The 19,234-nt window shown below is 44.6% G+C and carries 12 protein-coding genes and 1 pseudogene; 3 read left to right on the top strand and 10 right to left on the bottom strand.

What is annotated here, in order from left to right:
* Positions 1-3: 3 nt before the first annotated feature.
* From A31E_RS13500 to dhaK, 7 genes are all read right to left on the bottom strand, one after another.
* Positions 4-762: an ABC transporter ATP-binding protein gene (locus A31E_RS13500; protein ID WP_000173307.1), complete on the bottom strand. Its 759-nt coding sequence runs from the start codon at positions 760-762 to the stop codon at positions 4-6.
* Positions 759-1,745, bottom strand: a complete 987-nt coding sequence (locus A31E_RS13505) for a FecCD family ABC transporter permease (protein WP_001261268.1) — start codon at positions 1,743-1,745, stop codon at positions 759-761. The genes A31E_RS13500 and A31E_RS13505 overlap by 4 nt, the downstream gene beginning before the upstream one ends.
* Entirely contained in the window at positions 1,745-2,767 is a 1,023-nt protein-coding gene (locus A31E_RS13510) for an iron ABC transporter substrate-binding protein (protein WP_016248801.1), read from the bottom strand. The genes A31E_RS13505 and A31E_RS13510 overlap by 1 nt, the downstream gene beginning before the upstream one ends.
* A gap of 337 nt (positions 2,768-3,104) precedes the next feature.
* Positions 3,105-4,802: an alpha,alpha-trehalase gene (locus tag A31E_RS13515; RefSeq protein WP_016248800.1), complete on the bottom strand. Its 1,698-nt coding sequence runs from the start codon at positions 4,800-4,802 to the stop codon at positions 3,105-3,107.
* Between the two features lie 133 nt (positions 4,803-4,935).
* Entirely contained in the window at positions 4,936-6,354 is a 1,419-nt protein-coding gene (gene dhaM, locus A31E_RS13520) for a dihydroxyacetone kinase phosphoryl donor subunit DhaM (protein WP_016248799.1), read from the bottom strand.
* 10 nt (positions 6,355-6,364) lie between these two features.
* Positions 6,365-6,997, bottom strand: a complete 633-nt coding sequence (gene dhaL, locus A31E_RS13525) for a dihydroxyacetone kinase subunit DhaL (protein WP_001516534.1) — start codon at positions 6,995-6,997, stop codon at positions 6,365-6,367.
* A 10-nt stretch (positions 6,998-7,007) separates the two neighbouring features.
* Positions 7,008-8,078 (bottom strand): dihydroxyacetone kinase subunit DhaK, encoded by a 1,071-nt coding sequence (dhaK, locus tag A31E_RS13530; protein ID WP_000733746.1) that lies wholly within the window; start codon positions 8,076-8,078, stop codon positions 7,008-7,010.
* 226 nt (positions 8,079-8,304) lie between these two features.
* On the opposite strand from dhaK, the gene dhaR reads away from it, so the two are divergent.
* A complete protein-coding gene (dhaR, locus tag A31E_RS13535) occupies positions 8,305-10,224 on the top strand; it encodes a dihydroxyacetone kinase operon transcriptional regulator DhaR (RefSeq protein WP_016248798.1) in 1,920 nt (639 codons plus the stop codon).
* A gap of 37 nt (positions 10,225-10,261) precedes the next feature.
* Here the strand turns inward: dhaR and A31E_RS13540 are convergent, their stop codons facing one another.
* The gene (locus A31E_RS13540) at positions 10,262-10,444 is read right to left on the bottom strand and encodes a hypothetical protein (RefSeq protein WP_016248797.1); all 183 of its coding nucleotides are present in this window, start codon (positions 10,442-10,444) and stop codon (positions 10,262-10,264) included.
* Positions 10,445-11,013: 569 nt separating this feature from the next.
* Between A31E_RS13540 and A31E_RS13545 the strand changes: the two are divergent.
* Positions 11,014-11,396 (top strand): annotated as a pseudogene (locus A31E_RS13545) (tyrosine-type recombinase/integrase); the annotation flags it as partial.
* Between the two features lie 87 nt (positions 11,397-11,483).
* The gene (locus A31E_RS13550) at positions 11,484-12,002 is read left to right on the top strand and encodes a hypothetical protein (RefSeq protein ID WP_016248795.1); all 519 of its coding nucleotides are present in this window, start codon (positions 11,484-11,486) and stop codon (positions 12,000-12,002) included.
* Between the two features lie 205 nt (positions 12,003-12,207).
* Here the strand turns inward: A31E_RS13550 and A31E_RS13555 are convergent, their stop codons facing one another.
* The gene (locus A31E_RS13555) at positions 12,208-13,629 is read right to left on the bottom strand and encodes a hypothetical protein (protein ID WP_016248794.1); all 1,422 of its coding nucleotides are present in this window, start codon (positions 13,627-13,629) and stop codon (positions 12,208-12,210) included.
* Entirely contained in the window at positions 13,626-18,599 is a 4,974-nt protein-coding gene (locus A31E_RS13560; protein ID WP_016248793.1) for an AAA domain-containing protein, read from the bottom strand. The genes A31E_RS13555 and A31E_RS13560 overlap by 4 nt, the downstream gene beginning before the upstream one ends.
* Between the last annotated feature and the right edge of the window lie 635 nt (positions 18,600-19,234).

The following is a 19,234-nucleotide window of genomic DNA, read 5'->3' as shown; positions in this document are numbered from 1 at the left end:
TCCTTAGCGTTTAATGGCAGAGAGGTGATGATGAATCTGGGCGGCGGAAACCCGATACAGGGCTGCCAGTTTGTCCATTGTCAGTTGTTCAGCCGGTAAGCCTTGTGTTACGCGTCCATCTGGCTCAACCCGGATAACGCTGTCGGCAATGGCGTTAGCATGTAGCGGATGATGGGTCGACATCAGCATCGTCATTCCGTTATTTTTTAGCTGCGCCAGGGTGTCCAGCAGTTGGATCTGATGACCAAAATCGAGGCTGGAGGCAGGTTCATCCAGTAACAACAAGCGTGGTTGCTGAAGCAGGGCGCGGGCGATTAATGCCATCTGGCGTTCACCGCCGCTAAGGGTATTCCAGCGCCTTGTCGCCAGATGCGAAATACCCAGCTTTTCCAGTTGCTCTGTGGCTTTCAGGCGTTCTTGCTTACCGGGGACGGAAAACGTCCCCATTATTGGAGTCAGTCCCATTAACACCATGTCCAGTACACTGAAAGCAAAAACACCGTCGTGCGCTTGCGGCACCCAGGCAATAGCTTGCGCGCGCTGGTGATGGCTAAGTTTCTGAACAGGTACGCCATCCAGCAAAATCTCGCCACCTGACAATGGAATCACGCCAAGAATGGTGCGCATCAGCGTAGTTTTACCGCAGCCATTGGCTCCCAGCAGGCAACAAATTGATCCCTGAGACAGGTTGAAGGAAACGTCGTGTAGCACCGGATGGCGGGAGTAACCCAGAGAAGCATGACGGACGGCAAGCAAAGTCACTGGCGACCTCCGCGTAACAACAACAGCAGAAAAAATGGTGCACCAACAAAAGCGGTCAGAATGCCGAGCGGGATTTCTGTTGTCCCAATGCTTCGCGCCAGTGTGTCGGTGAGCAGAAGCAGAATGGCACCTGTAGACATCGCCACAGGCAATAGTTGCTGATGGTTGTGACCAGTCAACAAGCGGGCAATATGTGGGACGACGAGGCCGATCCAACCAATAATTCCTGCTATTGCCACTGTGCTGGCGGTGATTAGCGTGGCGCAGATAATCAACCCTAACCTCAGGCGCGCAACATTCAGCCCCAGCGAGCTGGCTTCATCGTCGGAAAGTGTGAGTAAATTCATGCGCCAGCGGAGGAAAAACAGGGGCAGGGAGCCAATTAGAATGATCGGCGCAGCGTAGTAAAGATCACGCAAGGTTACGGTGGACAGCCCTCCCAGCAACCAGAAGGTTATTGAAGGTAACTGGGTGTAGGGATCGGCCAGAGTTTTTATTAGCGAAATTCCGGCTCCGCATAGCGTACCCAGCGCAATACCGACCAGTACCAGAGTTAAGACCGGATCGTGGCGGGTAACCCGGCGTGTAATCAACCAGACACCCGCAACGACCAACAGTCCGCCGCAAAACGCGTACAGTTGGATGTAAACAATCGATAATCCCCACAGGATTGCCGCGCAGGCTCCGAGTCCGGCACCCGCGGAGACACCCAGAATATCTGGTGAAACTAAGGGATTACGGAACATACCCTGATAGGTGGTTCCCGCCCCCGCCAGCGCAGCGCCCAGTAACAGCGCAGCAAGAATGCGCGGTACGCGGATTTGCCAGAAGACAATGTGTTCCTGCACTGGGACATCTTCTTGACGAAGAATGAGCGCCAGCAACTGCTGCATATCGAGATGATAAGCCCCACTTACGGCAGCAAAAGTGATGCTGATGGCTGCCAGCAGCAAAAGCAAAATAAACCCGTTCACTGTTCTCATTAGCTCGCCACCATTTTTTGATAGTCGGCGTCACTTAATGTGCTATGCCAGAACAGTTGGGCGTAACGCTGCATATCATTTTTAAACTGGCTGTTGACTACGGGATCGAGCCAGGCATGCAATCGGCGTAACCCCAAAAGGCGATTGATTCCTGGTGGGGCATCCAGCCAGCCAAAGGGCAAACCAGTTAAAAATAAGATGCGTCGTTCCGCGACAGCTTTTACCCCCTGCCAGAGCGGGTCGTTACGGATAAAGTCAGCAGTGACGGGATCCTGAACCAGAATAATATCCGGCTGCCAGCGCAGCAGGTTTTCCATGGATACTTGCGCCAGCCCATGACGATCGGCAATTTGTGCAACATTGTGCAGACCTAATAATTCTGCCGCCTCAGTATGCAACGAACCTTGTAAACCTGTTTCCAGCCCCCGGGCACCACGCGCGGCATAAAAGCGAATGTTGGCAGCGGGCGAGGCGGCGAACGCCTGAGCTTCACGAACGAAACGGTTGGCGAGACTGGCTTGTTCTGCGGCGCGGTTTTCTTCGCCTAACGTTTTGCCCAGCGTTGTTAACTGTTCTGCGGATTGTTCCAGTTTCCCGTTAAGCAATAACCAGGGGATTTGTGTCTGCTCGCTAACCTGCCGGGCCTGGGAGATCCAGGTGTCATCTGTATTGCCGCAATCAACGACCAGATCGGGCTGCAATGCCATCAGCCCTTCCATCGAGAGCGAACTGGCGCGCCCGGCAAGCCGCCCAAGTTTAGGTAAATGGCGAATCGCCAAAGGTAATGGAATAGCCGCTTCGCGGGCAAAGTCAAAGGAAGAAAAACCGACCAGTTTTTCCGGAGCGACAGCCAGCAAAAGCAGATCCGCAGGCGCACCAGCGCTGACTATGCGCGTAATCTTTTTTGCGTCGGGGAGCATCGGTGAGGCCCAGAATTTAACGGGTTGTGCAAAGGACGGCAAATGATACAGGAGCAGGGTGGATGCAAGAGCCTGCGTAAACATCCGTCTGGTTAGTGGCATGAGTAATATCCTGACAATCAAAACCGCTATATATTTACATATATATCGATAAAGATCATGTTTGATATCAAGATTTATTTAAAGAAACAGATTGGTCTGCTTATTTGCTAAACAGCATTTTGTTTAACAAGAAAAATTATCAGGGAGAATGGGAGACAGACAAAAATATAAATAGAATCGTAATGATTAATAAATTGATAATGCAAGATTTAACGCTTGCTCTGATATAAGGCGGCTAAGGTATAGAACGTATAATGAGCGACTTTTGATATTTCATGGAAAAAATGGGCAATGCCAATTTAATGTGCGGAATGACATTGCCCGATATACAGTAAATTTAAGGCGTAGGTTCCGCCTCTTTTTGTTTAACCGGCGGTGTTGTTGATTTACTGAGTGGGCGACTTGCCGGAACGTTGTCACACGGTTGCGCTTTCGGGCAGATCAAATCCAGCATTTTCAGCGTCACGCCGTTGGTCCAGCCAAAGCCATCCTGCAACGGATATTCGCCACCGCCGCCACCTGTTCCGGTGGTGCTGACATCATATTTTTCGACCAGCTTTTTCTCCCGGTCATAAGTGTGTTGAACATTGGTCAGGAAATTCCAGCTAATATCCATCGCCACCTCATTTTGCCCGTAGTTTTGCAATCCTTCGGTAGCAACCCATTGCAACGGTGCCCAGCCATTTGGCGCATCCCATTGCTGTCCACTTTTCACCGAGGTGGTGTTCAGTCCGCCAGGTTGCAGCAGATGCGTTCTGGTCGCCGTTGCCATTTTGCTGGCACGATCTTTCGCCGCAGCGTTGACATACAGCGGGAACAGGGCGGCGGCAGTTAACTGATTGCGTACTTTATGGCTCTTCAGATCGTAATCGGCATACCAGCCTTGCTGGTCGTTCCACAGGTATTTTTCGATCCCTTGCTGACGGGCATTGGCTAATGTTTCATATTGACTGGCCATCGCGTTATCCCCGGCGGCTTTACTGGCGCTGGCGAGAATTTTTTCCATTTTATACATCAGACTATTAAGATCGACCGGCACAATGCTGGTGGTGCGCAAGGTATTTAACTGCTGTGGATTATCCATCCAGCGCGAGCTGAAATCCCAGCCAGATGCGGCGGCGGAACGCAGGTCGCGATAGATTTCCGTAGCGGGGCGACCGGGATTGCTTTTGGCTGTGGCGATATCTTCCACCCACGATTCCGGACGCGGTGTATCGCGGTCGTCCCAGTAGCGGTTAAGGATAGAGCCATCCTTGAGCTTTACAACGCGTTTTTCCTGTTGCCCGGCTTGCAGGTTTTCAACGCCGTCCATCCAGTAAGCATATTCTTTTTGCAGTTGCGGCAGATACTGTTTCAACGCTGCATCGCCTTCATGTTGTGCCAGTAACTCCACCATCAGGGCAAAGAAGGGTGGTTGTGAACGGCTCAAATAATAGCTGCGATTACCGTTTGGAATATGTCCGTAAGTGTCTATTTCATAGCCAAAATTCGCCACCATATCCGCAACTTTATCCCAGTGACCGCTTTCAGCAAGCCCCAGCATAGTGAAGTAGCTGTCCCAGTAATATACTTCCCGGAAACGCCCCCCCGGCACGACATAGGGTTTCGGCAACGGCAGCAGAGAGTCCCATTTTTCGGTGCTTTCGGTTGTGCGGGTTAATACCGGCCAAAGCCCATCAATATGTTCACGTAGCGACTGTCCCTTTGGTGGGATGTGTTTCTCGCCTTCTTTTGGCAGGGAGAAATTGACTTTCACGAAGTGACGCAAATCAAACCCGCTCTGGTTCTGTTGCATCCGGTAATCAGCGAGGATCATCAGCGGATCGCTGTTTGGCACGGCGTCGGCAAAGGTTTTTTGATCCGGAAAAAGTTTGGCGTTTTGTACATCGTCAAACAACGGTCCCAACAAAATATCAGGCGATTGTGGTGTGACGGCAATTTCTTCCGCTTGTGCCGATAGCGCGGCAAAACACAAAAAAAGTGTGGTGGGAATTAACGCCATTCTTTGTGGATGACGAGGGACACGTGGTTTCATCAATCATTCTCCTTTGGCGATACCGAACAAAACGGTATTCAAGTATCAGAAAACCTTAGTTCAGGATCGCCGTAAGGACATGATTGAAATCTTATTCTGCGAACTGACAGACAAATCTGACGGAGAATCTAATTTAACTCTGATGCCTGAAGCGTTGTGCTTTTACATCCAGGGTTAATGTCTCTTCAGGTTGTAGCGCATACAGTTTCTCGCCCTGCTGACAAACCCAGCCAATGCCCAGTTCACGGGCAATTAAGGCGCTGTGGGATACCGGGCTTCCGGCGCTAAGACAGATGCCTTTAACGACAGTCGGGTCCAGTTGCAACATGGTGGAAGGGTAAATATTCTCCGCCAGTAAAATAGTCGGCGCGCTAAATTGCGGCAGTTCTTCTTTCGTCTGTGTCAGGTGGAGCAGGGTACGATGCAGAAGATCGTCTACATCAATATAGCGAGCTTGCAAATATTCATCATCAAGCTGCTGATATTGCTGGCTAAGTTCTTTAAGAACCTGCTGCCAGGCATATTCTGCTGTGCAGTGTTCATGCTGAAGGAGTTCGCTTGCCGCCGCCAGTAGCTCAGGATCGTCTAACAGAGTATGGTGGCCGGAAAAGATCGCGGCGATATCGTCGAGCCCGTTTGCCTCTGCCTTTGCCGATAAGGCCATCAAATCTAACAATGTGAAGTCAATCGCCTGGCGTAATCGTTCCTGTTCTTGTTCCGCTGTCAGAGTTGATTTCGCCTGCACTGTGCATAAAACCGGTTGATAATAGAAGGCTTTACCCGTGACAGGAGGGACTGGGCGCAGAGTCGGTGGCGCTATCTCTTCCGTTTCACCAAAGTTATCTTCAGCCAACTGGCGGAAAGCGGCCAGCGCCTCTTCAGCTTCAGGCCCTTTCACAATCAGGCGCAGAGTATCGTTATAGCGGACTTGTAACAGCGCAATCTGGTTAATACTTTCCGGCGTGACGCATTTACCGTTTTTCTCCAGCAACATGTCCGCATTAAATACCGATAAGGTATAGACCAGTCGGGAGGCAGGGCGCACGTGGAGGCCGTTACGGTTTTTAATCACCACCGCCAGAGAACGAGCTTCTTCATCGTGCGGAGGGCATATGTCAGAGATTTCACTGTTGGATGACGGTAAACCCAGTTGTTCGCGTTTGGCTTCCAGCGCATGCATTGCGTCATGGATAACCTGGTTGATATCTGCACCTGACGCCGCGCTGACCGTCGCAGCCAGCGTCCCTTCAACCAACGGTGCGGCGCACAACCGTACTTTTGCGGCGATCTCTGGCGCAAGCAATTCCAGTGCGGTTTCTGCACTCAATAACGCGCTCCCCATATCCATCATGACCAGCACATGGTCGGCATCGGCAACAGATTCGATGGCTTCCATCACTTTGACGGCATCGGTGCCGATGGGATTTTGTGGATCATCAATCCCCGCGGCAACGGCGATTTTACAACTATCGCTCATCAGCATCTGACGGGCTAATTCACCAACACCTTCTCCCAGTCGGGCGCTATGTGAAACTATGACCAGGTTTACCATCACCAATTCCTTACTCTTTCGCGGCTAAAGCCAGCATTTTCATCATAAACATCACGGAGGTCGCGCCAGGATCCTGGTGACCGATACTGCGTTCACCGAGGTAACTGGCACGGCCTTTGCGGGCTTGCATCGTAATCGTGCTTTGTGCAGCGGATTCAGCGACGCTGCTGGCAGCGTCGAGCGCCGCCGGAACAGAGAGATTTTGCTCGCAGGACTGACGTAACGACTCAACCACCGGCACCCAGACATCGCACATGGTCTTATCGCCGGGCTCGGCTTTTCCCCGGCTGATTACGCCATCCGCACCATCGCGGAACATCTGATAAAGCTCTTCCAGCGTCAGGCTTTGTCGTGCCTGAGTTACCTGTGCGGCGCGAATAAAAAACGTACCGAACAGCGGACCACTGGCACCGCCGACGCTGGAAAGCAACGTCATACCGGTATTTTTGAGGATGAAACCAATATCCTTGTCCTCGATGGCGGGTAGTTTCTCCACCACTTTGCTAAAGCCACGATTCATATTCAGCCCGTGGTCAGCGTCACCAATTTCACGGTCAAGGCTGGTGAGATAATCGCTCTCTTTGCTGAAAATTTCTCCACAGCGAGTGAGCCAGTTAACAATCTGTGTTCTGCTCAGTGACATCATCATCTCCTTATTTACCCCAGTTGAGTGCCGGGGTATGAACCGGGGCGTCCCATAGTGCCAGCATTTCGTCATCAACTTTCAGTAAGGTGATAGAAAAGCCGGACATATCCAGTGAGGTGCAGTACGCGCCAATTAAATTACGCTCGATAGTCAAACCCGCTTGCTGACAACGCGTGGTCAGGCGGTTATAGACGCCGTATAGCTCAGAAAGCGGTGTGGCACCAAGATTGTTGACCAGTGCAATCACCCGATCGCCAGACTGTAGCGGCTGTTTGGTTTGCGTCTGTTCCAGCCAGTTTCCTTGTTGATAATCCCAGAAACGCAGCGTGCGATGATATGCGCCATTTTCCAGCAGGGTATCGAACATTTCATCGACGGTTTGATTAAGGGAAGAGAAGGGGCGACGGTCAATACCTGGTTCACCATGAATGCCAACGCCAAACTCCATCTCATTATCCGCCAACGTAAAAGACGGTTTGCCTGCGGCAGGAACGGTACAGGCACCGAGGGCGATACCAATTGAGTGACCCTGATTATTCAACTTACGCCCCAGTTCTGCACAGGCGTCCAGTGAGTCGCCACGTTCCGCCGCCGCACCCACCAGTTTTTCAATTAATACCGTGTTGGCAACGCCGCGCCGCCCGGCGGTGTAAAGACTGTCTTTCACCGCAACGTCGTCATCGACAACCACTGTGGTGACTTTTACGCCGCTGTCGTGCAGTAATTCTGTTGCTGTTTCGAAGTTAAGAATATCGCCGGTGTAATTTTTGATAATCAGCAGCACACCTTCGCCGCCATCAATTTGCATGGCGCATTCAAAGATTTTGTCTGGCGTCGGAGAGGTGAATATTTCGCCAGGACATGCCCCCGAGAGCATTCCCTGGCCGATATAACCGCAGTGCATCGGCTCGTGTCCGCTGCCGCCGCCCGACAGTAGAGCGACTTTTCCTGCAACGGGTGCATCAGCTCGGGTGACATACAGTGGGTCCTGATGCAGCGTCAGCGAAGGATGGGCTTTCGCCAGCCCTGCCAGTTGTTCGTTCAGTACGTCTTGCACATCATTGATCAATTTTTTCATTATTTTGCTCCAGCATTTACGGTAGGGCATGGATGATGTTCAACGATACGGCGACCACTGACTGCCGATGAATCCATTGTGCATCAGGCAAGGGAAAAGAAAATTAACCCAAATTGCGTTTCATAATGGAACATATGCTTTAATGAATGTTTCATATTGAAACTTGTATGTGTCTTAATACTAAAAATTGCGAGCCGGAACACCTTTTGTCATAAGTGAGCGGAATATGAATGGCGGTTTTAACGACGATAGCCGGGGGCTTTCTCCCTTAATTGCAGCCTCCTGGGAGCGATGCTGTAAGCTGATGAAACGGGAGTTATGGAGCAAACCGCACCAGGCACAGGGCGTAACATTTGCTTCTATTTGTCGGCGTAAAAAGGCGATGCTGACGCTCGGGCAAGCGGCGCTGGAAGATGCCTGGGAATATATGGCACCCCGAGAGTGCGCCCTGTTTATCCTTGATGAAACGGCCTGCATTCTTAGCCGTTATGGTGATCCGCAGACGTTGCGCCAGCTCAGTCTGCTGGGATTCAGCGACGGTACATATTGTGCTGAAGGGAGCATTGGCACTTGTGCATTATCGTTAGCGGCTATCTCCGGTCAGGCTGTGAAAACGAAGGCCGATCAACATTTTAAGCAGATGCTTTGGGATTGGGCATTTTGTGCAACGCCACTGTTTGACAGCAAAGGGCGATTGACGGGGACGATAGCCCTGGCGTGTCCGGCTGAACAATCGACGGCAGCCGATTTGCCGTTGACGCTGGCAATTGCTCGCGAGGTGGGGAATTTACTGCTGACGGACAGTTTGCTTGCTGAAACTAATCGGCATTTAAATCAGCTTAACGCCCTGTTAGAAAGTATGGACGATGGGGTGATTAGCTGGGACGAGCAGGGTAATTTGCAATTTATCAATGCTCAGGCGGCGCGTGCTTTGCGTCTGGACGCGACGGCAAGTCAGGGCAAGGCGATCACTGAACTGTTAACGTTACCCGCCGTTTTGCAACAGGCAATAAAACAGGCGCATCCGCTCAAACATGTGGAAGCGACCTTTGAAAGCCAGCATCAGTTTATTGATGCGGTCATTACCCTTAAACCGATAATAGAAACGCAGGGAACCAGCTTTATTCTGTTGCTGCATCCGGTGGAACAGATGCGGCAATTGATGACCAGTCAATTAGGCAAAGTTAGTCATACATTTGCCCATATGCCGCAGGACGATCCGCAAACCCGCCGCTTGATTCATTTTGGCCGTCAGGCGGCGCGCAGCAGTTTTCCTGTTCTACTTTGTGGGGAAGAGGGCGTTGGTAAAGCCCTGTTAAGTCAGGCAATTCATAATGAAAGCGAGCGGGCAGCAGGGCCTTATATCGCCGTCAATTGCGAGTTATACGGTGATGCGACGCTGGCGGACGAGCTTATTGGCAGCGATCGCCCGGAGAACGAAAATGGTCGCCTGAGTCGGCTGGAACTGGCGCACGGCGGCACGTTGTTTCTTGAAAAAATTGAATATCTGGCAGTGGAGTTACAGTCTGCTTTATTACAGGTTATCAAGCAGGGGGTTATCACGCGGCTGGATGCGCGGCGTTTAATACCGATTGATGTCAAAGTCATTGCTACAACGACCGCGGATCTGGCAATGCTGGTGGAACAAAATCGCTTTAGCCGGCAACTTTATTACGCGCTGCATGCGTTTGAAATTACTATCCCGCCGCTGCGTATGCGGCGCGGCAGTATTCCGGCGTTGGTGAATAACAAGCTGCGCAATCTCGAAAAACGTTTCTCAACCCGCCTGAAAATTGATGACGATGCGCTTGCCCGCCTGGTTTCTTGTGCATGGCCCGGCAATGATTTTGAACTGTACAGCGTCATCGAGAACCTTGCCCTGAGCAGCGATAACGGGCGAATTCGCATCAGTGATTTGCCTGAACATCTGTTTACCGAACAGGCGACAGATGATGTCAGCGCCACACGTCTTTCAACCAGTCTGTCATTTGCGGAAGTCGAAAAAGAGGCAATTATTAATGCAGCTCAGGTTACGGGCGGACGTATTCAGGAAATGTCTGCATTACTGGGGATTGGTCGCACTACGCTGTGGCGAAAAATGAAGCAACATGGCATTGATGCGAGTCAGTTCAAACGCCGTGGATAGTGGGAGAGTATGTACTCTCCCGTCTATGACTTACTAATTAATAGCGACTATGACCAGGACTGCCATGATTTGGCCCACCATTTGAGGGGGGCATTGGCTTACCGGAGGCCGCAGGGCCACGAGGGCCATCGCTGTGGCGGTGATGATGGTGAGGAACACAAGCACTTAACAGGCTGGCGAAGACAATTGCTAACAGGCTGAAGGTAAATGTTTTTTTCATGACAAACTCTTGAACGGTTAATGCACTGTGATTGTTATCACATAAAAGCCATATTGTTAATATTGCCAGGAGTCTGATTATGAATTTCGGTAACTCAGAATTGGAAGTAGCAGCGTAGCAGGTAAAAAAAAGCCATTATGTGCAACTCACATAATGGCTCATTATTAACCGCTCGGGTATTACGCGGAATTAGACGTTGAACCGTGATTTAAATTTTACTCTATTGATATTTATGTTTTATTTAAAAATTTATCTTTACAATACTCATTGTTGTACTCATTTTGGAGTTGGCTTGCTTTCGTAATGCGAAGGTCGGAGATTTAACTCCTATTATCGGCACCATTTAAATCAATAAGTTACAGTTTTTTATCTGCATGTAAACTTACTATATTCTCTCCCGCGTACTTACTGGCGTACTTATTAAGCATTACATAGCTGAGTGCCATGTGCCCGTTCTCAAACAGATTCTGGCATTATAGACGCTTTTTCATCTCGAGGGCTGGGTGAGGTTGAGTTGCTGTTTAAGCCAAACAGATAAATGTGGTACGCCAGATCGACTGGATGGGGGCGTCGCTCTTGAAAAAGTCACCATCCATCTGCAAGAAACCAAAACAGGGATCGAGCGCTACGTTCAGTTATCGGATCAAGCGATCGACTTTCTCAAGTTTCTACGCCTTACCTCTGATAAATATCTATTCCCTTCGCAAGCTACAAAGAAGCCAATCCAGCAGAAGTATTTAACTGAAAACTCATGGCGTCTACGTGAAAGCGGCCAAATGCTTGATATACCTCATTGGACTCCGCACGATCTGCGTCGTACAGTACGAACGGGGTTATCTCGTTTGCAGTGTCCAAATGAGGTAGCAGAGGCCTATTGGGGCATACACGTGGCGGTGTTGAAGGGATTTATAATTTGTATAAGTATGATGCTGAGTGCCATAAGTGGTTGTAGGTATGGGCGGATTATTTGGATGGCCTGATAAAATAACAAATACAGATGTATTATTAATTTATATTGCTGCATTAGAAGGGATTATTCATGCTTAGCGATTTCAATACCGAACAGCAAACTCTAATTGAGAAATTATCATTAGTTGATGATCTAGAAACTTGGGCAATTTATACCAGACATCTTGAAAAAGAAGTGAAGAAAAACATCTATGAGTGTGCCAGACGTTTGTGGATAAAACGTAAAATACTTGATGGTAGTTTGCTCTTACATCCTAATGCTCGAAATGATTTAATTGAGCGGGAGTATAGGCCATTATCTATTCACAAGAAAATGATTTGGGCTAGTGTATTAGTCTCTTATAAGGGGGAAGATAGTAAGGCGTATTTTAAAAGAATAAAAGGGAAGATAATTAAAAAATATGGTCTCAAATGGTGGAAAGATGTTGATAGTAGAATAAAGCCAGCTTATGCAGCGCAGCAACGTATTTTAAAGCGTGTTGGTGCTCTTGGTCCGGGAGTAAAATACTTTGCCTCACAAAGTTCGTTTGTAGGCAGCATGTTAAATGATGAGATTGATGCAGCATTAAGAATGATTCCAGAAGATTAATAGAAAACGCAATGAAGTTACCTTTTGAATATTAAATAAAATTACGTTATGTCGATTTTTATTGATATGGTTACTATAAACATAGGGCTGCAAGCAAGGATTTTCATAATATACAATATATTCTAGCTAACCCATGACTTTGGATTCAATAGCAAAAATAATAAATGATGAAATATCCCTCGCGTTGGCGAGGGATATATTAATGTTAGAGGTTTTTTAGAAGGCCAAAATTATGTGGTTTGTCATGAGAGCTTGAGCTGTCTATATACTCTTCGACCAACTTAGAGATTTTGTTGAGGATTTTTTTATCTTCAGTTATAAAACCTACTGGCAATGTGACAGGTAAGCTTTCAGGGAAGTTAATATGATAGAAAACAACAATAAATTCATTTTCTAAGTATAAAACTTCGACATTACCATCCATAAATCCTTCAGCAACACCATAGTTTAAATTAGCACTTTCTCTAAAATCATAAACCAGTTTGCTTAATGTCCTTCTATCTGCAGGACTTGATAGAGGAAGGTATAATTTAGGCGTAAATACCCTCTCAGGATTTTTACCTGTTGTCAGCTGGAGATTCTCTAACTCACTTAAACAGTCGATGATTTGTGATGATTTCCCCCAATAAGGATCAGATGGAGCTAACCATACTAGTTGCTTTGTTTTTTTGTCTTCTGATGTAGTTCTATTAGTAATGTATTTGTGGATCTTACTCGATATAAAGCTCCAATTTGAATTGGAATATAATGGTCCTGCCAGTATTTTAGGCTTTTGTAAGTTGGCTAGAGATTCAGCGGATGCAATAGCAAAAGATGCGGGGCTGATAGAGAAATCGTTAAAAACTTTCTTAGTCCATGTATCTTCAAAGTTGGCCATAGCTGTAGCTATCATCGATATATTGGATGGTCTTTTATTATGACCTAGGGTTTTTGTTATCATTTCATGAATATCAGCGGAATCATCTAATAGATCGAAATCTTCTCGTTCAATAGGTCTTCCATCTACATCAACATAGAATTTGCAAGTTAATCTAAGAGCATCTTTTGTTAATTTGTTTACTGCATCCATTGTGTATATGCTTGGGCGATCGGTCCCTTCAGTTCTAACACCTTTGAGATAGCCTTTGTCGAGATATTTATAAAATTCCTTCTGGAATTTTTCTTTAGCTAAATTTTCTGAGCAAGATAATAGTTTGTTGTCAACATGCAATTCAATCCCTTGCTTCCAGCGATCGAATGTACGCTTATTTCCTATGCAATTAAAGCCACATAACTCGAACGACAATGTAGTACCCGTTTCCTGAATTGATGAGGTCTTAGGGGGGGAACCAATACTATCAAAGTATCCTGTAGATTGTGGTGTAAGTTCAACACTCCCATGCGTATTAAAACGCAGATCTCCCTTATCCATGAGATCAGAAATAGCTTCATCAACTTCATCCTTATTTAATCCAATATAAGTGGCTATTTGTGAAGGTTTCATAGGTGCAAGCTGTACTAAGCGTAAAACAAATTCTCTGATGAAAGATAAGCCTTGCTTAGTTACATATGAAAACTGGATGTTAAATCGATGAACTGGAACAAGAAAGTCCATTTCATGATAGCTCAATCTAATTTGCTCACTCATTTTGATACCTCTTCAAGATTTTTCTCGATATCAACTATTCGATAATTTGGTGATTTCTCATAAAAGTTTTGCTTATCTTCAGATGAACGATCTGATATAAAGCTAAGAACTTTTCCTAGTGGAAGATCTTTATTAGCACCTGTCCACATATGTGTTGAACCCACGATTATTAATCGATCCATAGCTCGAGATATTGCAACGTTTATTCTATTGGGGGTTTTTAAAAATCTGGGTTTTTTATCAGAACTAGAACGTGTCACAGAAAGAATTATGATTCTATTCTCTTTACCTTGATAACTATCGACAGTATCAATTTTTACCAATGATTTGAAATCATCATTCCAATCAATCTCATTAAATTTTTGCCTTATAATTCTTTTTTGTTCACCATACATACAAATTACACCAATAGCAGCCTCATCTTTTTTTACTATGTCCTTTAAGGAGTTAACGAAATCTGGTTTACAGGATATATTTTTTAGCAAGTTGATGATGATATCGGCTTCAGTACGATTGTAGATACTGATACCTTTATCCTCGCTGTGATAGCATTTCTTACCCAACTTAGAAGTATCAATCCAAGTAACAATACTATGTAATGCAGCTGGGACATCATTATAAATATCGGGAATTGAACGAGACCCATTTTCAAGCTCGCCGTTATAGAAAGTTGCAGAAACAATATTACCAATCTGAGGGGCCATACGATATTGAGTGAGCAGAGATGCTCCTGCTTGAATTCCATACGGAGATTCAAAGCCTCTCGCAAAATCACTCTGTAAAATAGCATCTAAGTCAACATCCTTATCTGCAATACCTAATTTTAAAGCAAGAGCTCTTTTATGAGCATCAGAATACAATGGAGGTAATTGTTTATGGTCACCGACTAAAAGTACACGTTTTCCTGATTGCATAGCTATCGCTAACTCACTTGCAATAGAGCGAGCTGCTTCGTCTATTATTACCCAATCATATTGATTTTCAGCTATGCCCAAATGTTTTTGTCCGATACCTACACATGTCCCGGTTACTAATTGCCTTGAGCGTGCAAAAAATTCTTCATAATTTACACGCTCTGTTTCTAAAACATCTATCATGTCACGAGATACAGCAGCCAAAGCAGTTGCTTTTTTTGCTTCATCAGGGCGAACCGAATATCGTGAGCATAAATGATTAATGACTTCACGTTTCGCCATTCTTATATCTTTATCTGCTGGGTAATCTAGAAAATACACTTGAGATAAGGATTTTCGTATGCTCGCATCAAGAGATGCAATATTCAATTTCAACTGGTGTTGCTCGTCTTTTTCTAGTTGTTGATTTTGTATAGCATCAAAGCACTTACTCAAATTTTCAATTTGTTTAAATAGAACAAGTTCAGCTTCGACTATAGCGGAAATGAACTCAGGCTGTAATCCTAATGCTTGGGATAAGAATTCTACTCGATATTTAAACTCTGCTCTAAAAAGTTCTCTTTTTTCTGCAATTATAGCATTTGAGTAAACATCTTTAAGTCCTGTTGATACAGCCCCTTCGCGATTGCTAAACCTCACAATATTTAAAGGTGTCCCTAAGCGTATACAGTGCTTTCTGATCCGTTCAGCAGCAGTATTAACTGCTTCATGTGATTGGCTAACCAATAAGATACTTTTGGATTTCTGTTTTTCAATAAGATAATGAACAAAAGCAGCAATGAACTCTGTTTTTCCAGTGCCAGGAGGACCCTGTAGTAAGGACAATGGGCCATTGTTTAGTAATTTTGAAAAAGCATTACGCTGTTGCTCATTAAGGATTATATTATTTCCATGATCATCTTTTCGATCGTATCGTGAAAAATCCGTATCTGTAACTTCAATTTTATATTGAGTAGCATCAATATTACAGTCAGTATCAAAATACTGAGATAAATTACTTATAACACTTTCATGATCTAATATCCTTTGAAGGGCTGTTTTTCTCTTAATATATGAAGCTTTATCTGCTTTGGTTCTAAAGAAAACTTGTTCGCCATCTTCTAAATGTTTGGCTTTAAAGCTAAATTTATGTAAGCGAATTTCATTGAGTGCACTTTGTTTTAGTATGACTTCACCTAATCTGACTTCCTCATCACCTTTAGTTTGTAAAGCTTCCACGATATCAGTTTTTGCAAACCCTCCCAGGGCATCTATATCTGAAGAGTATGGCAAAATAATTTCGTTGTCATTATCTTCAACAGATACTACACCCCCCACTATCTCGATGTATGGATATGCTTCAGTCTCGGTTTCTAATATTGCTTTCCAGAGTTTAGCGGTAGAAATAGAGAGAACATTCTCTTTATTATTGCCCTGATCTAACTTTCTAAAAGCTTCTTTTAATTGTTCAGTTAAACCATCAATCTTTGGTTCTTCATCCTGATTGTAAACTGTATCTACCGTTCTTAAAAAGGCTTCATTAGTAGAAAGTTCTTTGGACAATCCGGATAGTTCCATTGCTGAGCCAGATTGTATATGAATAGAGAAATCTAAGACTAACTGACATTTTTCAATATCTGATTTACGTAGGTTATCTCTAACATTCGGTCGAAAACAAACGATGAATGCCTTTTCGGTAGTTCGGTAAATAGTTTTAACTTGTCCGCCAAGTCCAATGAAAGTAATAAAAATATCAGTGCTATTTGTGTTACTTTTCTCAACGTGAACGTATAGTTCTCCATTATCTGGATAAATTGTTAAATCTTCAAAAATTTCTTTTGCAGTAATTTCAATTATTGAGTTTGTAATATCCTTAGTGGGTAATAAAGCTTGTTTAAAACGCAGTAAATCTTTGAACCCAGCGTCACGGTCTTGTAGTTCATTTTTTATACAATCAGCTAGCTCGGTAAAGTGTTCAGAATTACCTCCCCACTCGATACCGAGTAACTCACAGCTTAACCTCATAACTGCAAAGTTATCTCTTTCAAATCCAGTACAACTGTCAAATTGTTCTGGACAATAGCGAGGGCTTTTAGGTTCATTACCATCTAAACAAAAGTCAGGAATATCAATAATTATGATTTGAATTTCACTGCCTTCGCCATTCACTAGGATATTTTTAGGGTGTAAATCACCATGATAAATGCCCAATCCATGAAGGTGTTCAATTGCAGCTATCAACTTATTTATAATACTTATTTTTTCATCCTGCGTCACTTGCACAGTATCAAAAAAATCTCCAGAGCATTTGTCAGTAACAAGAAAGAGGCTAGATGATTTTGTCGCTATGCCATATTCTCTAATGCAAGGTATATAAGGAGGGTTTATAGATGCAATACGTTCAATACGTTTGAGAAAGTGTACTATTTTTGAGCCTAGTAATGGCTCATCATTAGTAGGATTTATATTGAGCCAGGCTTTAACTATGAGATCGCCTGAGATATAGACTTCCTTCTCATCTGTTTCAACTATAAACTCATCATCTCTATACTGCCTCGAGTGATTTATTGTTCTTCTAAATGGTTCTAATTCAGAATCATCGAAGTCAAAGTGGTTATCAAGTTTTGGCTCTATTGATTTTAAAGCATCAAAAAGCTCTCCTGCGTCACAATAATACTTTCCATTGATGGCGTTGATTAAAATTTCACTATACCAAAATGTGGAGGCAGAGAGTTTCTTTTGCATTTCCTCTAAACTAATCTCAGACATTCTCAAATTAGATAGTATATGCCAGCAAATAATACCAATGGATTTAACATCTTCTTGGAATGGAGTTAGTTCATTATCGGGTTTTGTACCAATAACTGACAACTGGCTTCTGTAGTCACCAACTGTACCTATGGGTTGGTGATATGCCGAGATAAAATTAGATAAGGCAATTTCTTTACCTGGTGAAATCCATAAACTATGATCTGCAAGATCCCTGTGGGCTATTTTTATCCTATGCAAATCAGCAAATTTCGCCATCAACAACTTAACTAAGTTAATACGATCGGAATCTGAAAAGTTGAGTCCGAATTTCCCAATAAATTCATTAAAACGATTATGGCTCGGGGGAAGTTCAAATATTTCATTGAATTCTGTTGTTATATCTTCTTTATGTATGCTAGTTAAAGAACGTAAACAGTGTTTGTAGAGATCATGGTTTTGGTGTTTAATATAACCAAGAACTTCACGCTCACGAGAGACAATACTATACCTTCCTTCTGGTGTGCCTCCTTTAACTCCGCGAAATTTACTAAAGTCCCATACTCTCAACAGTGCCTCATCTTGTCTAGATACTTCTGAAATAGCCAAGAACTCTCGATAAAGCTTTGTTGGATGCTCATCAAATATTAATGTGCTTGATTTATACCCACCAACGCTAATTGGTTTAGGTGCTGTTGCATTAATATTGAATAAGTCGTCAAACACATGAAAATCTTTGTTTAATACTTGTGCAGCTGGATGTGGCCTGAACTTTTTTTGGAATGTTTTTTTGTCGGATAATAAAAGAAAATCATCTAAGCTTAGTGTGTGAAGTCGTTCATGATCCGGTAATTGTGAGAAATCCGCGTTACCAGTCATGACGATAAGAAACTCAACTGAAGGAGGAAAATCTTTATTAGTGAATCGATGTCTTTCACGTTTAATTTTATTATCTAATAAAAATTTTTTGTTGCGGGTAATGCTTACTGGGGAACGCCCCATTAAGCGAGAGTTTTTGTACCAGTTATCCTTGCTGGAAGTAACCTTCCCATTGTTCCAATCTTTCAATTCGATAATTAGCACATTGCAATGAGTAACAATCACTAAGTCGAATTCACCCTCGTATCCACTATTCACATCTACAAATCGAAAGCCAGCATATCCTTTCCAGGGAAACATGCTTGAACCTGATATGTTACGTAATTGTTCTTGCATTGATTTGCCATTGTTAGGCAGTTTTGGCGGTGGTGGGCTAAAGGTCGATTTTATTTTTTCAATAGCATTCAGTTCTTGTGCCTGTAATCCGCCTTCCCAAATTTTTATTTCCAAAATTATTCCTCAGTATATCTACTAGCGACTGAGAGAAAATACCACTGTAAATTGTTGCTGTCATCTATCCAGTTGGTTTATGTGATGTTCACTAACTTACTAATTTCTAGAGACAATAGTGGTATTTTTTTCAGAAGACTGAGCTATCTGATGTGGTGTTCAGGTAGAGACCGCAGGGGTTAGGCAAGCCATTGTAGTCAGCGCGGCGAAGACCGACAGGTCAAATCTGGGCTATAAATGGCATTTCGCGACACTGAAAGAGCTTTCCATTGACATCGTATTTTGTGATTCCCAACCTACAAGAGCCCGACACACCCGGCATTGCTTATGGTTCAACACTGATTGAGAAGGCGTTTGACGTTTTTGTATCCAAGTCTGTCGGGAAAGTAAACACATTGATCAGTAACTTATAGTACTGGAAGTGATTGCAGTCGTAATGCTGATTTTGCACGCTACGACAGGTATATTCTGTTTGGTATCTGTAGAAGCTGTCATGGTACTGACTCTGCATGTACCAGGTAGCTTAGATTTAATAATGAACGGCGCATTAGCAGGAGGATCTTTTTCTGGCTTAGTTGTATTGTGTGTGACACACAAACTAAATACGAGCATAGCTACAATGGTAAATGTGATGT

The sequence above is a fragment of the Escherichia sp. KTE159 genome (genome assembly GCF_000408805.1).
Classification (GTDB): Bacteria; Pseudomonadota; Gammaproteobacteria; order Enterobacterales; family Enterobacteriaceae; genus Escherichia; species Escherichia marmotae.
This window is presented reverse-complemented; position numbering and strand designations above follow the sequence as displayed.

Bases quoted from the DNA above. Each gene is read 5' to 3' on its own strand.
- A31E_RS13555 (WP_016248794.1), bottom strand. From the start codon at position 13,629: ATGAGTGAGCAAATTAGATTGAGCTATCATGAAATGGACTTTCTTGTT.
- A31E_RS13505 (WP_001261268.1), bottom strand. From the start codon at position 1,745: ATGAGAACAGTGAACGGGTTTATTTTGCTTTTGCTGCTGGCAGCCATC.
- dhaR (WP_016248798.1), top strand. From the start codon at position 8,305: ATGAATGGCGGTTTTAACGACGATAGCCGGGGGCTTTCTCCCTTAATT.
- A31E_RS13540 (WP_016248797.1), bottom strand. From the start codon at position 10,444: ATGAAAAAAACATTTACCTTCAGCCTGTTAGCAATTGTCTTCGCCAGC.
- A31E_RS13550 (WP_016248795.1), top strand. From the start codon at position 11,484: ATGCTTAGCGATTTCAATACCGAACAGCAAACTCTAATTGAGAAATTA.
- A31E_RS13510 (WP_016248801.1), bottom strand. From the start codon at position 2,767: ATGCCACTAACCAGACGGATGTTTACGCAGGCTCTTGCATCCACCCTG.
- dhaM (WP_016248799.1), bottom strand. From the start codon at position 6,354: ATGGTAAACCTGGTCATAGTTTCACATAGCGCCCGACTGGGAGAAGGT.
- dhaL (WP_001516534.1), bottom strand. From the start codon at position 6,997: ATGTCACTGAGCAGAACACAGATTGTTAACTGGCTCACTCGCTGTGGA.
- dhaK (WP_000733746.1), bottom strand. From the start codon at position 8,078: ATGAAAAAATTGATCAATGATGTGCAAGACGTACTGAACGAACAACTG.
- A31E_RS13515 (WP_016248800.1), bottom strand. From the start codon at position 4,802: ATGAAACCACGTGTCCCTCGTCATCCACAAAGAATGGCGTTAATTCCC.